12 protein-coding genes are annotated in these 15338 nt (G+C 70.1%); 2 read left to right on the top strand and 10 right to left on the bottom strand.

Annotated elements, in window-relative coordinates:
* The first annotated feature begins 59 nt into the window (after positions 1-59).
* Positions 60-1481 (top strand): lipase maturation factor family protein, encoded by a 1422-nt coding sequence (locus OG219_RS42450; RefSeq protein ID WP_266835835.1) that lies wholly within the window; start codon positions 60-62, stop codon positions 1479-1481.
* Here OG219_RS42450 and OG219_RS42445 read toward each other — a convergent pair.
* The 8 genes from OG219_RS42445 to OG219_RS42410 all read right to left on the bottom strand — a co-directional run bounded on the left by OG219_RS42445 (position 1469) and on the right by OG219_RS42410 (position 9371).
* Positions 1469-2308: an amidohydrolase gene (locus OG219_RS42445; protein WP_266835834.1), complete on the bottom strand. Its 840-nt coding sequence runs from the start codon at positions 2306-2308 to the stop codon at positions 1469-1471. The two genes, OG219_RS42450 and OG219_RS42445, sit on opposite strands and share 13 nt — an antisense overlap.
* Positions 2305-2619, bottom strand: a complete 315-nt coding sequence (locus OG219_RS42440; protein ID WP_266835833.1) for an L-rhamnose mutarotase — start codon at positions 2617-2619, stop codon at positions 2305-2307. Before OG219_RS42440 ends, OG219_RS42445 begins: the two co-directional genes overlap by 4 nt.
* Entirely contained in the window at positions 2616-3605 is a 990-nt protein-coding gene (locus tag OG219_RS42435) for an aldo/keto reductase (protein ID WP_266835832.1), read from the bottom strand. The genes OG219_RS42440 and OG219_RS42435 overlap by 4 nt, the downstream gene beginning before the upstream one ends.
* Positions 3602-4357 carry an SDR family NAD(P)-dependent oxidoreductase gene (locus OG219_RS42430; protein ID WP_266835831.1) on the bottom strand — a complete coding sequence of 252 codons (756 nt, stop codon included), beginning with the start codon at positions 4355-4357 and terminating at the stop codon, positions 3602-3604. The genes OG219_RS42435 and OG219_RS42430 overlap by 4 nt, the downstream gene beginning before the upstream one ends.
* A complete protein-coding gene (locus tag OG219_RS42425) occupies positions 4354-5709 on the bottom strand; it encodes an L-fuconate dehydratase (protein ID WP_266835830.1) in 1356 nt (451 codons plus the stop codon). Before OG219_RS42425 ends, OG219_RS42430 begins: the two co-directional genes overlap by 4 nt.
* Before the next feature lie 68 nt (positions 5710-5777).
* Positions 5778-6812, bottom strand: coding sequence for an ABC transporter permease (locus tag OG219_RS42420; protein ID WP_266835829.1), 1035 nt, complete (start codon positions 6810-6812; stop codon positions 5778-5780).
* Positions 6805-8298, bottom strand: a complete 1494-nt coding sequence (locus tag OG219_RS42415; protein WP_266835828.1) for a sugar ABC transporter ATP-binding protein — start codon at positions 8296-8298, stop codon at positions 6805-6807. Before OG219_RS42415 ends, OG219_RS42420 begins: the two co-directional genes overlap by 8 nt.
* Positions 8295-9371 carry a sugar ABC transporter substrate-binding protein gene (locus OG219_RS42410; protein ID WP_266835827.1) on the bottom strand — a complete coding sequence of 359 codons (1077 nt, stop codon included), beginning with the start codon at positions 9369-9371 and terminating at the stop codon, positions 8295-8297. The genes OG219_RS42415 and OG219_RS42410 overlap by 4 nt, the downstream gene beginning before the upstream one ends.
* A 198-nt stretch (positions 9372-9569) precedes the next feature.
* Between OG219_RS42410 and OG219_RS42405 the strand changes: the two genes are divergently transcribed.
* Complete coding sequence (locus tag OG219_RS42405; protein ID WP_266835826.1) at positions 9570-10271, top strand: FadR/GntR family transcriptional regulator; 702 nt, start codon at positions 9570-9572, stop codon at positions 10269-10271.
* Positions 10272-10279: 8 nt separating this feature from the next.
* Here the strand turns inward: OG219_RS42405 and OG219_RS42400 are convergent, their stop codons facing one another.
* A complete protein-coding gene (locus OG219_RS42400) occupies positions 10280-13297 on the bottom strand; it encodes a glycoside hydrolase family 38 C-terminal domain-containing protein (RefSeq protein ID WP_266835825.1) in 3018 nt (1005 codons plus the stop codon).
* A gap of 29 nt (positions 13298-13326) precedes the next feature.
* A complete protein-coding gene (locus OG219_RS42395) occupies positions 13327-15321 on the bottom strand; it encodes an endo-beta-N-acetylglucosaminidase (RefSeq protein ID WP_266835824.1) in 1995 nt (664 codons plus the stop codon).
* Positions 15322-15338: the final 17 nt, after the last annotated feature.

The raw sequence follows: 15338 nt of genomic DNA, 5'->3' as shown, positions 1-15338 counted from the left end.
CCACGCAAGCGGAGGATGGTCACCCAGCGTCACAATGGGAGGGAGAGGAGTGGTGCGGCGTGGAGTGGTTCACGGCACCCGAGTACTGGCTGAGCCGACTGGTCTTCCAGCGGGCGCTCGCCGTGGTGTACCTCGTCGCGTTCCTGGGCGCGGTGCTGCAGTTCCGCGCGCTGATCGGGGAGCGCGGGATGCTGCCGGTCTCCCGCTTCGTCGCAAGGGTGCCGTTCCGCCGGGCGCCGAGCGTGTTCCAACTGCACTACTCGGACCGCTTCTTCGCGGCCTGGTCCTGGGCGGGCTGCGCGGTGTCGGTGGCACTGATCGCCGGACTGGACTCGCTACTGCCGCTGTGGGGCGGCATGTTGCTGTGGCTGGTCCCGTGGGTGCTCTATCTGTCCATCGTCAACGTGGGCCAGACCTGGTACTCGTTCGGCTGGGAGTCACTGCTCCTGGAGGTGGGCTTCCTCGCCGTCTTCCTCGGCAACGACGAAGTGGCCCCGCCGATCGTCGTCCTCTTCCTGCTGCGGTGGGTGCTGTTCCGCGTCGAGTTCGGCGCCGGGCTGATCAAGATGCGGGGCGACGCGTGCTGGCGGAAGCTGACCTGCCTGTACTACCACCACGAGACCCAGCCGATGCCGGGCCCGCTGAGCTGGTTCTTCCACCATCTCCCGAAGCCGTTCCACCGGGCCGAGGTGGCCGCCAACCACTTCACCCAACTCGCCGTCCCCGTCCTGCTGTTCACCCCGCAGCCGATCGCCACGGCCGCCGCCTCGCTGATGATCCTCACCCAGCTGTGGCTGGTCCTGTCCGGCAACTTCTCCTGGCTGAACTGGATCACGATCGTGCTGGCCCTGTCGGCGGTCGAACTCCCCACCACCGCGCCGGACGTGTCCGGGACACCGATCTGGTACGAGGTCGTGGTCCTCGCCGCGGCCACGGCGCTACTGGCCCTCGGCTACCACCCGGTCCGCAACATGCTCTCCCGGCGCCAGGTCATGAACCGCTCCTTCGACCCGCTCCATCTGGTCAACACCTACGGGGCGTTCGGCAGCGTCAGCCGGCTGCGCCACGAGGTGGTCGTGGAGGGCACCACGGACGACCCGCCCCGGGAGGACTCGGACTGGCGGGAGTACGAGTTCAAGGGCAAGCCGGGCGATCCGCGGTACTGGCCCCGCCAGTTCGCGCCGTACCATCTGCGGCTCGACTGGATGATGTGGTTCGCGGCCCTCTCCCCCGCGTACGCCGAATCCTGGTTCGCGGGTCTCGTGGAACGGCTCCTGGAGAACGACCGCGACACGCTACGACTGCTGCGCCGCTCCCCGTTCCCCGCCGACACCCCGCCCCGCTACATCCGCGCCCGCCTCCACCGCTACCGCTACACGACCTGGCGCGAGCTGCGGGAGACGGGCGCGTGCTGGCACCGGACGTACGTGCGCGACTTCCTGCCACCGACGCGGCTCGACTCCCTGGCTCAGAGACGGTAGACGCGGGTGGCAGTGCCCTCGAAGACCTGATCGCGCTCGTCGTCTCCGAGACCTGCGGTCAAATCCCGTGTTGATTCGGCAACTTGATCGTAGGTCGCCGCCAGCGTGCACACCGGCCAGTCGGAGCCGAACATCAGGCGGCCGGGGCCGAAGGCCTCCAGGACCGTGTCGGCGTAGGGGCGGAGGTCGTCGACGGTCCACTTCCCCAGGTCCGCCTCCGTCACCATGCCCGAGAGCTTGCACACGGTGTTGGGCAGGGCGGCGAGGGCCCGGACGCCGGACGCCCAGGGTTCGAGGTCGCCGGAGGAGATGGGCGGCTTGCCCAAGTGGTCCAGCACGAAGGTGAGTTCAGGCAGGGCCGCTGCCGCTTCAGCGGAGGACGGCAGTTGGTGGGGCTGGACGATCAGGTCGTAGACGAGCCCCGCCTCCGCGACGGCGGCAAGTCCCCGTAGGACGTCCGGGCGCAGCAGCCACTCGGGGTCGGGTTCACCCTGCACCTGATGGCGGATGCCCTTGAGGTACCGGCCGCCCGGCAGTTCCCGCAGCCGCGCGAGCTCGTCGGCGACCTCGGGCGCGGTCACGTCGGTCCATCCCACCACTCCCCCGATCAGCTCACTCTCCGCCGCGAGGGCGAGGAACTCCGGGGTCTCCGCCGCCACGGTGATCGTCTGCACGAGGACGGTGCGGTCGACCCCGGCAGCCCGCGCCTCCGGTTCGAGGTCCGCGACGGTGAAGTTCCGCCTCAGGGACTGGAGTTCGGGCCCGGTGATCCAGTCCTGGTCCCGTACGGAGAGGTCCCAGACGTGGTGGTGGGCGTCGACGGTCATGGCAGCTCCCATACAACGGGCAGGCTCGCTTCCGCGCCCTCGCCGGAATAGTCGTGCACGACGTCGAGGAGCTGCGTCATCCTGGCCTGCCAGGCGATGTTGACCGGCAGTTTCTCCAGTTCGGCGAGCATCTTCCCGTAGTCCTCGCACTCCACGAGGTGGAACAGGTCGGTGCCGCTGCGCCAGATCGTCCAGGAGGTGGCCCCGGCGGCGCGGATCGCGGCGGTCAGCTCGGCGGGAACCTTGCGATGGGCGGCTTCGTACTCGGCGATGCGGTCCGCGCGGACCTTGGTGTGCAGCGCGATTCTCATGACGGCTCCCGTACGGGTACGGGCGCGTCGGAGGGCAGCAGGCCTTCCGCGCGCAGTTCCTGCCAGAAGTCCGCGGGCACCGGTTTCGCGAACTGCTCGGCACAGTCCAGGACTTCGTGCGGCGAGCGGGCGCCGACGAGGACGCTCGCCACCGCCGGGTGGGCGGCCGGGAAGGCCAGGGCGGCGGCGCGCAGGGTCGTGCCGTGCCGCTCGGCGATGGCCTTGAGGCGCAGGGCGCGGTCCAGCAACTCGGGTGGAGCGGCGGTGTAGTTGTACGTCGCTCCCGGTCTCGGGTCCGCAAGCAGGCCGGAGTTGAAGGCCCCGCCGATGACGACCGACCGGCCGCGTTCCTGTGCCGCGGGCAGCAGATCGGTCAGCGCCCGATGGTCGAGCAGGGTGTACCGGCCGGCGCAGAGCACGACGTCGACGTCCGTGTCGCGCAGGAAGCGGGTCAGCATCTCAGTCTGGTTCATGCCCGCGCCGATCGCGCCCACCACGCCTTCCGCGCGCAGCTTCTCCAGGGCCGGGTACGCCTCGCGGAAGGCCTGCTCGGAGTGGTCGTCCGGGTCGTGGAGGTAGACGGCGTCCACGCGGTCGAGGCCGAGCCGTTCGAGGCTGGCGTCCAGGCTGCGTCGTATGCCGTCGGCGCTGAAGTCCCAGAGGCGGTGGTGGGTGGCGGGCACGGCGAAACCGTCCGCCAGGTCGTCGCCGTCCACCTCGTTCGCGGGCTCCAGGCGTCGGCCCACCTTGGTGGAGACGGTGTATTCGGAGCGCGGTCGGTCGCGCAGGGCCGCGCCGAGGCGCCGCTCGGAGAGGCCGAGGCCGTAGTGCGGGGCCGTGTCGAAGTAGCGGATGCCGCCCGACCAGGCGGCGTCGAGGGCCTTCTGCGCCTGTTCGTCGGGGACCGCCGTGAACAGGTTGCCTATGCCGGCGGCGCCGAAGGACAGGGGGCTGACCTCGACGCCGCTCTTGCCGAGGGTGTTCACTGGCCCGCCGGACGCAGTCGCAGGCCTTGCATGCCTCCGTCGACGGCGAGGGCCGTACCGGTGGTGGCGCCGGACAGGGGGCTCGCCAAGTAGGCGATGGCGCCCGCGACTTCGGCTGCGGAGACGAGGCGGCCGCTGGGCTGGCGGGCCTCAAGAGCGGCGCGCTCGGCGGCGGGGTCGGTGGCCGCGTCGAGGAGTCGGCCGACCCATGGGGTGTCCGCCGTACCGGGGTTGACGCAGTTGACGCGGATGCCCTCGCGGACGTGGTCGGCGGCCATCGCGAGAGTGAGGGAGAGGACGGCGCCCTTGGAGGCGGAGTACAGGGCGCGTTGCGGGAGGCCGGCGGTGGCGGCGATGGAGCAGGTGTTCACGATCGCCGCGTGCGCGGAGGCGCGCAGATGGGGCAGGGCCGCGCGCGCCGTACGGACCATGCCGACGACGTTGACGTCCAGGACGCGGTGCCACTGCTCGTCCTCGTTGTCCTCGACGGTGCCCGCGGCGCCGATGCCCGCGTTGTTGACCAGCACGTCGAGTCCGCCGAGTTCGGCGACGGCGGCGGCCACGGCCTCGCGCACGGACGCGTCGTCCGTGACGTCGGCGCGAAAGCCGAGGAGCGGCTTCTCGACGGACGACAGGTCCAGGTCGAGGACCGCGACCTGGGCTCCTCGGGCGGCCAGGAGGTCGGCGGTGGCCCGGCCGATGCCGGAGGCTCCGCCCGTGACAAGCGCCTTGAGCCCCTCGAAGTCCGTCATGCGGCTGCTCCCTTCGGGTCGGTGAGTGACTGCTCGGCGAGGTCCGCGGCCCAGAAGGTGCCGTCGGGGAAGGTGTACTCCGCGATGGACTCGGGCCGCATGGTGGCCGAGAAGCCCGGTGCGGTGGGTGCCGTGTAGTGACCCTCGCAGATCACCACAGGGGCGAGGAAGTGGTCGTGCAGATGATCGACGTACTCGATGACCCGGTCCTCGGTGGTGCCGGAGAGCGCGACGAAGTCGAACATGGAGAGGTGCTGGACGAGTTCGCACAGACCGACGCCGCCCGCATGCGGGCAGACCGGCACTCCGAACTTCGCGGCGAGCAGCAGGATGGCGAGGTTCTCGTTGACACCGCCGACTCGTGCCGCGTCGATCTGGAGGACGTCGATGGCGCCGGCCTGGAGGAGCTGCTTGAAGATGATGCGGTTCTGGACGTGCTCGCCGGTGGCGACCTTGACCGGTGCGACGGCCTTGCGGATGGCGGCATGGCCGAGGACGTCGTCGGGGCTGGTCGGCTCCTCGATCCAGTAGGGCTCGAACTCCGCGAGCGCCTTGGTCCAGGTGATGGCCTCGTCGACGTTCCAGCGCTGGTTGGCGTCGATCGCGATGCGGATGTCCGGGCCGACCACGGAACGGGCGACCCGGCAGCGGCGTACGTCGTCCGCCAGGTCCGCGCCGACCTTCAGCTTGATCTGGGTGAAGCCGTCGTCGACCGCCTCGGCGGCGAGCCGGGTGAGCTTCTCGTCGCTGTAGCCGAGCCAGCCGGGTGACGTGGTGTAGGCGGGGAAGCCCCGCTCGACGAGCCGGGCCTGACGGTCCTGCGCACCCTGCTTTCCGCGGCGCAGCAGGTCCAGCGCCTCTTCGGGGGTGAGCGCGTCCGTGATGTAGCGGAAGTCGACCTGCCGTACCAGCCATTCGGGTTCGGCGTCGGCGAGCAGTTGCCACAGCGGCTTGTTCGCGTGCTTGGCCGCCAGATCCCACACGGCGTTGACGACTGCGCCGATCGCCATGTGCATCACGCCCTTCTCGGGGCCGAGCCAGCGCAGCTGACTGTCGCCGATCAGGTCACGGCCCAGCGAGCCCGGGTCGGCGCACAGCTCGTCGACGGACCGTCCGATCACATGCCCGCGCAGCGCGTCGATCGCGGCGACCTGGACATCATTGCCCCGCCCGATGGTGAAGGTGAAGCCGTGCCCCTCGACGCCGTCGGCCGCGTCACTGCGCAGCACGACGTACGCCGCCGAGTAGTCGGGGTCCGGGTTCATCGCGTCGGAGCCGTCGAGCTCCCGCGAGGTGGGGAAACGGATGTCGTAGGTGTCGACCGCGGTGATGCGGGCGGGGGTCGGGGACACGGAAGGCCTTTCGATCGGTGGCAGAGGATCCTCGGTGGCCGTGCGGGACTCGGAACGGCCCTAAGGCGTCAGTCCTGGGCGCGGCCCGTGGTGACGCGGGCGATCATCAGGGCGACCAGGATGATTCCGCCGTAGATGGCCTGGATCCAGAAGGACGGCACCTGGGCGAGCGTGAGCAGGTTCTGGACGACGCCGAGCAGCAGGACGCCGGTGAGGGCGCCGAACATGGTGCCCTTGCCGCCGTCGAGGCTGATACCGCCGATGACCGCGGCCGCGAACACCGTGAAGATCATGTTGTTGCCCTGGTTGGCGCTGATCGCGCCCACATAGCCGGTCTGCATGATCCCGCCGGCGGCGGCGAGGACTCCCGCGACGACGAAGACGCCGAGCATCACGCGTTCGACCCGGATACCGGCGGCCCGGGCCGCGTCCGGGTTGCCGCCGATGGCGTACAGGGCGCGTCCGACGCGGTGGTACTTGAGGATCAGGCCCGCGACACCGAAGGCCACGGCGGCCAGCCACACGGACATCGGGATGCTCAGGAACGTGGTGGTGGCCAGCGAGAAGAACGAGTCGGGCATCCCGAAGAGCGTCTTGCCCTCGGTGGCGCCGACCAGCAGCCCGCGCAGGACGATCAGCATCGCGAGGGTGACGATGAAGGCGTTGAGCTTGAACTTCACGACCAGGATGCCGTTGAAGGCGCCGACGACCCCGCCCACGACGAGGATCGCGAGGAGGGCGAACACGGCGGGGAACTCCGTGCCCCAGCCGGACTGCGCGGCGGGCAGCACCAGGAGCGCGCCGACGGCCGGAGCGATGCCGACGACCGACTCCAGCGACAGGTCGAACTTGCCGGTGATGAGGACGAGCGACTCGGCGAGCACGACCATGGCGAGCGCCGCGGAGGCGCCCAGGATGGAGATCAGGTTGCGCTCGGTGAGGAAGGAGTCGTTGACGAACGCGCCGAGTATGACGAGCAGCAACAGGGCGGGGACGAGGGCGAGTTCGCGGGCCCGGCGGAGCAGTACGGTCTTGGCGGCGCGAGGGTCGGGCACGCGTACGGGGGTGGCGGTCGAGGCCGACGGGGCCTTCGTGTCAGCCATGGTCCACTCCTTCGATGGAGGCGATCAGCTCGTGGTCGTGCCAGCCCGCCGGATGCTCGGCGACGACGCGGCCGTGGAAGAGGACGAGGACCCGGTCGCAGCGGCGCAGGTCGTCGAGTTCGTCGGAGACGACGAGTACGGCGGTGCCGTCCTCGCGGGCGCTGTCCATGCGTGACAGCAGGGACTCCTTGGACTTCACGTCGACGCCCGCGGTGGGGTTGATGAGGACGAGAAGGCGCGGGTCGGATGCGAGGGCGCGGGCCATGACGACCTTCTGCGCGTTCCCTCCGGAGAGGTCGGAGACGGGCTGCTCGGGGCCTTCGGTGTGGATGTCGAGGCGGTCGATCAGCTCGGTGGCGAAGCCGCGTTTGCGGTCGGTGCCGATGAAGCCGTAGCGGCCGAGACGGTTCAGGACGGTCATGGTGGCGTTGTCGCCGATGGTCATCCCGGAGACGAGTCCCTGGTCGTGCCGGTCGCGCGGAACGAAGCCGACGCCCGCCTTGAGCGTGGCCTGCACGTCACCGAACGGGAGCCCCTTGCCGTCCAGTCGAGCGCTTCCGCCGGTGGGCGTGTGCAGTCCGGCGAAGGACTCGGCCAGCTCGATCTTGCCGCTGCCGCTGGAGCCGGCGAGGCCGACGACCTCACCGCTGCGGACCGTCAGGTCGACGCTCTCGTACGACTCCGATGTGAGCCCCTTGGCGTCGAGGACGACCGGCGCCTCGCGGTCCGTCTTCCTGATCTGCACGGACCTTTCGGCGATCGCCTCGCCCGCCATGGCCTCCACCAGTGCCGGGCGCGGGAGTTCGGCGACCGGCGCGGTGGTGATCCAGCGGGCGTCGCGCAGGACAGTGACGGTCTGGCAGACCTCGTACACCTCCTGGAGGTGGTGCGAGATGAACAGGAAGGTGACGCCGGAGTCCTGGAGTGCGCGCATCCGGGTGAAGAGCCGCTCGATCTCGCGGTTGTCGAGCTGCGCGGTCGGCTCGTCGAGGACGATGAAGCGGGCGCCGAAGCTCAACGCCCGTGCGATCTCCACCATTTGGCGGTCCTCGACCTTGAGGTCGGCGGTGCGCGCCTCCGGGTCGACGTGCACGTCCCAGGTCTCCAGGACCTCCGCGGCCTCGGACCTCAGCCTGCGCCAGCTGATGAGGCCGCCGCGGCCGGTCGGCTGACGGTTGATGAAGAGGTTCTCGGCGACCGTCAACTCCGGTACGACGGTGGGCTTCTGGTAGACGCAGGCCACCTTGCGGCGCCAGGCGTCGCGGTCGGCGAGCGCGGGCGCCGGCTCGCCGTCGAAGCGGACCGTGCCCTCGTCGGGGGCCTGGAGGCCGGTGAGGATGGTGACGAGGGTGGACTTGCCCGCGCCGTTGCGGCCGACGAGGGCGTGCGACTCACCGGGAAACACGGCGAGTTGACCGTCTTGGAGGGCGACGGTGGGGCCGTACCGCTTGGCCACCCCCCGTGCCTCCACCAGTGGTGTACTCATCCGACCGTGTTGCCCCAGAGCGAGGAGTCGTCCACGTTGTCCTTGGTCACCAGCGGCGCGGGCAGCTGGTCCTCGAGGATGCCGCTGGGCAGCTTGACGATCTCGGAGTCGTGGTCGGTCGGGCCGGGCTTGAAGGTCTTCCCCTGCATCGCCGCCTTGATGTAGTACATGCCGTACTTGGCATACAGGTCGGCCGGCTGCGAGACGGTGGCGTCGATCTGGCCCTTGCGGATGGCGTCGTACTCCTGCGGGATGCCGTCGTTCGAGACGATGGTGATGTGGCCCGCCTGGCCGACCGTCTTCAGCATTCCCTTGGACTTGAGGGTCTGCAGGGTGGGCGCCAGGTAGACGCCGCCCGCCTGCATGTAGATGCCCTTGATGTCGGGGTTGGCGTTCAGGAGGGTGTCCAGCTTGGAGGCGGCGGTGTCGGACTCCCACTTCGCGGGGATCTCCAGGACCGTCAGCTTCGGGTACTTCTCCTTCACGCAGGAGCGGAAGGCCTCCGAGCGGTCACGGCCGTTGACGGACGCCAGGTCGCCCATGATCTGCACGACCTTGCCCGACTTGACCTGCTCACCGAGGTAGTCGCAGGCCTTCTCGCCGTACGCCACGTTGTTGGCGCGTACGACCATGGCGACCTTGCCCTTCTCGGGCGCCACGTCGACGGCGACCACGGGGACGCCCTTGCGCTCGGCCTGGTCCAGGCCCGCGGCGATCGCGGCGCTGTCGAGGGGGGCCACGACTATGCCCTCCACGCCCTGGTTGAGCTGGTTGTTGATGTCGGTGATCTGCTGCGACGGGTCGCTGTTGGAGTTGACGGTCTTGAGCGCGTCCACGCCCTCGGACTCCGCCATCTTCGGCACGTAGTCGTTGTACGACTGCCAGAACGGCGAGGTCAGCAGGGGCAGGATCACCCCGACCTTGCCGGTGCCGTCGCCATCTCCGCCGCCCGAGGCGACGGTGTCCTTGGTGCTGCCGCAAGCCCCGAGCACGAGAGTGGCGCACGCGGCCGCAGCCGCCGCACGCACCGCTCGCGACGAGTTTCGCCTGTTCCGCACAGTTCTGCCGGGCATCTGACGGCTCCTCATTGAGCGAGATCGAGCAGGACGCGTGGCCGGAGAGTCCCTCCTCCAGCCGCCGCGACGAATATTTATCAGACCACTTCGAGGTCACAACACCCCTCGACGCCAAATTTTCACGGTTTCCAGCCGTAGTGGTCCGACCACTTGCCTGGTTAGACTGCGGCGCATCCGGCAACAGGAGGAAATCGCGTGGACGAGCCCGCCCCGCAGAAGGGCACCGTGACGCAGCGCGCCATCGAGCGGATCAAGGCGATGATCGGCGAGGGCCGTCTGGAGCCGGGCCAGCGGCTGCCCACCGAGCGCGATCTCGCCGCCCAGCTGGGCATGTCCCGCAGCTCGATGCGCGAGGCGATCCGCGCGCTCACCGTCCTCGGCGTTCTGGAGGCGCGGCACGGATCGGGCATCTACGTCACACAGCTGGAGGCCGGGGACCTCCTGGAGACCTTCGGTGTGGTGGCCGATCTGTCCCGGGGTCCACGGCTGGTCGAGCTGCTCGAGATCCGCCGGATCCTGGAGTCGACGGCGACCGCGCTGGCCGCCGCCCGGATCACCGAGGACCAGCTCGCCGACGTGGAGAAACACCTGGCGGCGATGAACGCGACGGACGATCCGGAGGAGATCCTCTCGCACGACCTCGCCTTCCACCGCGCCATCGCCGGCGCGGCAGGCAACGAGACGATGGCCGCCATCCTGGAGGGCCTCTCCTCACGCACCTTCCGCGCCCGGGTCTGGCGCGGCTACCAGGAGGAGGGTGCCTTCGAGCGCACGCGGCGCGAGCACGCGGCGATTCACCGGGCGCTCGTCGCGCACGACCCGGAGGCGGCCAGGGCGGCCGCCGCCGCGCACGTGGGTGAGGTGGAGCAGTGGCTGCGGTCCCAGCTCACCTCATAGCGAGTTCCTCAGGCTCGCGTCAGCCGTAGCGTCACCAGCTCGAAGGCACGCAGACGCAGGGTGATCCGGTCGCCGTCCAGTTCAGCGGCGGTCGCGTCCGCCAACGGCCGCTCCAACAGGTCGGTCACCGTGACGCCGGCCGCCTCGAAGCCCGTCGTCAGCGTGGCGCGCGTACGAGCGCCGCGTGACTCGTGGAAGCGGACGATCACGTCACCGCTGCCGTCGTCGGCCAGTTTGAGCGCCGTGACGACGACGGCGTCCTGGTCGACGGTCACCAGCGGCGCGACCTCCTGGGAGCCGGTCACGCGCCGCTCCGGCAGGTTGATCCGCCATCCCTCGCGCACCGCGTCGCCGATCCCCGCGCCAGGCACCAGGGCGTGCCGGAAGCGGTGGACGCCCTGGTCGGTCTCGGGGTCGGGGAAACGCGGGGCCCGGAGCAGGGAGACGCGCACGGTGGTGGTCGTACCGGAGTCGGTGTCGCGGACGCTCCGGGTCACGTCGTGCCCGTACGTCGAGTCGTTGACGATTGCGACGCCCCAGCCCGGTTCCTCGATGTGCACGAACCGGTGGTTGCACGCCTCGAACTTGGCCGCCTCCCAGCTCGTGTTGGTGTGCGTGGGCCGGTAGAAGTGCCCGAACTGCGTTTCTGACGCGTACCTTTCGGCGTGCACGTCGAGCGGGAAAGCGAGCTTCAGGAACTTCTCCGTCTCGTGCCAGTCGACCTCGGTGTCGATGCCGAGCCGCCGCTCCCCCGGCGCGAGCGACAGCACCTGGGTGACCCTCGACGCGCCGAAGGACCGCACGATCCGGACCGACACGCCGTCGTCACCTGGCACGACCTCGTCGGCGTCGACCAGGTCGGTGACCGTGTTGCGGTAGAACTCGTCGACGTCCCAGGCGTCCCACATGTTCGGGAAGTCGGGGTGCAGTTGAAGCAGGTTCGCGGCCTGACCGGGTGCGACCGTCTCCCGGTCGGCCTCGATGTCGTACGCCGATACGACGAGACCCTGGGCGTCGATGCCGACCCGCAGCAGCCCGTTGTCGAGGACGAAACCGCCGTCGACCCGGGGCTCGAGTGCGGTGCTGCCCTCGACTGCCGGGGTCCGCGCGCCGCCTGCGGCGACGCCGTCGCGGCTGTGCGGTGCCGAGTTGAAGACGAGGTCCGCCGTGCCCTCGCCGGCCAGGGCACGCTGGGCCGCGTCGATGATGCCGTTCAGCTCGCCGGCGAGTCGGTCGTAGGTGGCGCGTGCCTCCCGGTGCACCCAGGCGATGGAGGAGCCGGGCAGGATGTCGTGGAACTGGTGGAGCAGCACCGTCTTCCAGATGCGGTCCAACTCCTCGTACGGATAGGGGAATCCGGTCCGTACGGCCGCGGTCGCCGCCCACAGTTCGGCCTCGCGCAGGAGGTGTTCGCTGCGCCGGTTGCCCTGTTTGGTCTTCGCCTGGCTGGTGAGCGTGGCGCGGTGGAGCTCAAGGTACAACTCGCCGACCCACACCGGGGCGTTGGGGTATTCGGCCTCCGCCTGCTTGAAGAACTCCTCCGGCGTCCCCCACACCACCGTCGCGGAGCCTTCGAGGTCCTTCAGCCTTGCCGCCTTGGCGATCATCTCCCGGGTCGTACCGCCTCCTCCGTCACCCCAGCCGGTGGGGGCGAGGGAGTGCCGGGCGACGCCCTTGTCCTTGAAGTTGCTCGCCGCGTGGGCGATCTCGCTGCCCTTCATGGAGCAGTTGTAGGTGTCGACGGGCGGGAAGTGGGTGAAGATGCGGGTGCCGTCGATGCCCTCCCACTGGAAGGTGTGGTGCGGGAACTTGTTGGTCTGGGACCACGAGATCTTCTGTGTCAGCAGCCACTTGGAGCCGGCCGCCTTGATGATCTGCGGCAGCCCGGCGGCGAAGCCGAAGGTGTCGGGCAGCCAGGCCTCGTCGTTCTCGATGCCGAACTCGTCGAGGAAGAACCGCTTCCCGTGCACGAACTGACGGGCCATCGCCTCCGAGCCGGGCATGTTCGTGTCCGACTCGACCCACATCCCGCCCGCGGGCACGAACCGCCCGTCGGCGACGGCCTTCTTGACCTTCGCCCACACCTCGGGCCGGTGCTCCTTGACCCAGGCCCACTGCTGGGCCTGCGACATGGCGAAGACGAAGTCCGGCTCGTCCTCTATGAGCGCCGTCATGTTGGAGGTCGTCCGGGCCACCTTGCGGACCGTCTCGCGCAGCGGCCACAGCCATGCCGAGTCGATGTGCGCGTGCCCGACGGCGCTGATGCGGTGCGCGGAGGGCACGGCGGGCTCGGACAGCACCCCGGCGAGCCGTGAACGTGCCGCTTCCGCGGTGCCGTTGACGTCCTGGAGGTCGACCGCGTCGAGCGCCCGGTCCACCGCCCGCAGGATGTCCCAGCGCCGGGCGGACTCCACCGGCAGTTCGGCCATCAGCTCGCCGAGCACCTCCAGGTCGAGGACGAGGTGCCACACGGTCTCGTCGAAGACGGCGAGGTCCATCCGCTCCAGCTTGTACTGCGGTTCGCTGCCCGCCGTCTCCTTGTCGCCCAACTGCGTGGGCAGGAAGGGGTGGTAGTCGAGGATGACCGGGTTGGAGGCGGCCTCGATGTGCAGCCGGACCTCCTCGCCGCCCTCGACCGGGGCGCCGATGCGTACCCATTGGTTGCGCGGGTTCAGGCCCTTCACCGGCGTCCCGTCGGGCCGGTAGACGAGCCCCTCGCACTGGAAGCCGGGCATGTTCTCGTCGAAGCCGAGGTCGAGGAGCGCCTCGACGGTCTTCCCGGCCCAGGCCTCCGGAACGGTCCCGGTGACGCGGAACCAGCTGGTGCCCCACGGAGCACCCCAGCGTGCGCCCGCCTCGATCGGCTGCGTCGGGGCCGCGAGTCCTTCCGCCACCGGGACCGGCTCGCCCGGCGCGTGCCAGACCGCCACCTCCAGCGGCACGGACTCGGGGTACACGGCGGGTCGAATGCGCTCGTCGAGGACGCGCTTGAGGCGGCGTTCGACCAGGGTGCGGTCGTCATGCATGAGAGTGCTCCGTGGGGTGTGGGTGCGGGCTACCAGGTGTGCGTGGTCGTACTTGCGGTCGAGACGGTGAACAGCTCCCCCACCGAGCGCAGTTCGAACCGTGCGGCGGTCTCTCCCTGCTCGGGGACGAGGCCGCCGACGTAGAACGCGCTCTGGCAGGTGCCGCCGAGGAAGCGGCGTGTGCCGTCAGGGAGCGTCCGGTACAGCTCGTAGTGGCGTACGGGACCGGGGGCGCCGTCCCAGGCGAAGCGCAGGCTGCCTCCGTCGGCGTCCGCGATGCGCAGGCCGGTGGGCGCCGCGGGGGTCTCCACCGCGTTCCGGACGGCGAGCCCGCCCAGCCTCCACCGCACCGGACCACTGGTCGTGGTGAGTCGCACGCCCAGCGCGCGTATCTCCCCCGACAGCCCCGTCAGCTGCACGGTCGAGGTCGTCCAGCCGCTGCCCGTGCTCACGGGGTAGTAGGTGTACGGGGGCGCCCCACCCGCTGTGCCCGGCTCGGCGGTGGCGACGGCCAGCTCGACCTGCACACCGCCGGTGTCGGTGCGGTGGGTGAGCTCGACCACCGTGTCAGCGCCGAGCGGCAGCCGTGTCGAGTACAGGTCCAGCGTGGCCGGGGCGTCGACGGCGCCGTCGACGAGGAGGCTGCTGCCGCCGCGCCAGGCGTCCGCGAAGTCGAAGGTGACGGCGGGGCGTTGGCCCGTCGTCCGCACGACCCAGCGGCGGGACGGCAGCCGGTCCTGGAGACCGAGATGGTTCCAGGCCGCGCCCGAGGTGGCCGTGCCGTTCTCGTACCACTTCAGGCCGTGGCCGGTGTTGAAGACCGTCGCGAAGGGGACGGAGGTGACGGTCGAGCGGTCGGCGACGGAGACGGCCGGGGCGCGCCAACTGGCCGTGGTGTTCGGCTTGGACGGGTCGAGGGTGGCGCCGGTCCAGAACAGGTCGTCGGAGGCGTGGAAGTCGCCGGGTGTACGGCTCGCGGGCAGGTGGTTGCGGGTCCACTCGGGCCGGTAGAAGCCGATGGAGGTGACATGGGCCGTGGTGGTCGGCACGATGGCGTTCCAGTTGACGACCTTGCTCGTGCCGCTGGCCTCCACGTCGACGCCCGCCCACAACTCGTAGCGGTTGCGCCCGAGTTGCTGCGCCAGCGTCCCGGATGAAGCCAGGGTGCTCTGCGACCAGCGGAAGTCGATGAACATGGAGTCGGCGGCCTGGAAGAACGTCTGGTTCTGGCTGTTCAGTGCGCCCTGCCAGCTCACCGAGCCGCCGACGGTCATCGAGTCGTACCAGGTGACGCGCTGTCCCTTCGCCGTGCCGAGCGCCTTGAGCTCCTTCAGGAAGCCAAGCATGTCGGTGGCGAGCGCGGCGTTGCCACCGCTCGTCTCGGGGTTCACGAACCAGCCGTCGAACCCGTACGCCTCGGCCACCGCGACGAGTTGAGCCGCCAGCGGGTAGTGCCCGGCGGCGTCCTTCTGGACCAGGTCACGGGTCCACTGGAGCTGTCCGCCGTACGCGACCGGCGGCAGGAAAATATTGCCAAGGACCGGCACCCCGTGACGGTGGGCGGCGTCCACGATGGGTGCGTTCGGGGCGAGGACCAGGCCCTCGCCCGACGAGCCGCCCCAGAAGATGAGTTCGTCGACGTACGACCAGTGGGTGAGCGCGTAGTAGTCGGCGGTGGCCGCGCCCTGCGAGGGGTTGCTCGCCGTGGGGCCGAAGGAGACGAGGGACTGGATGCGGGCCTGGCCGGAGCGGGCGGTCGTGTTCGCCGGGGTGGGTGTGAAGCGCGCGGCGAGCGGCACGGAGGAGGCGTTGAAGGCCAGGTCGGCGTCGCTCGCGGCGCTCCAGGTCTTGAGGCTGCGCCAGGTGATGCCGGTACCCGGGGTGCCGGCGGGCAGCGAGTCGGGGTACCAGTAGGACGCGTACGGCTGGAGGTCGCGGGCGGCAGCGGCGGCGACTCCCGGTAGCGCGGGGGTGAGCGCGGCCGTCGCGGCGGCGAGCAGGACGGTGCGTCTGCTGAGGTTCACTTTGTGCTCCGTATGTC

The organism is Streptomyces sp. NBC_00038, assembly GCF_026343635.1.
Taxonomy (GTDB): Bacteria; Actinomycetota; Actinomycetes; order Streptomycetales; family Streptomycetaceae; genus Streptomyces.
This window is presented reverse-complemented; position numbering and strand designations above follow the sequence as displayed.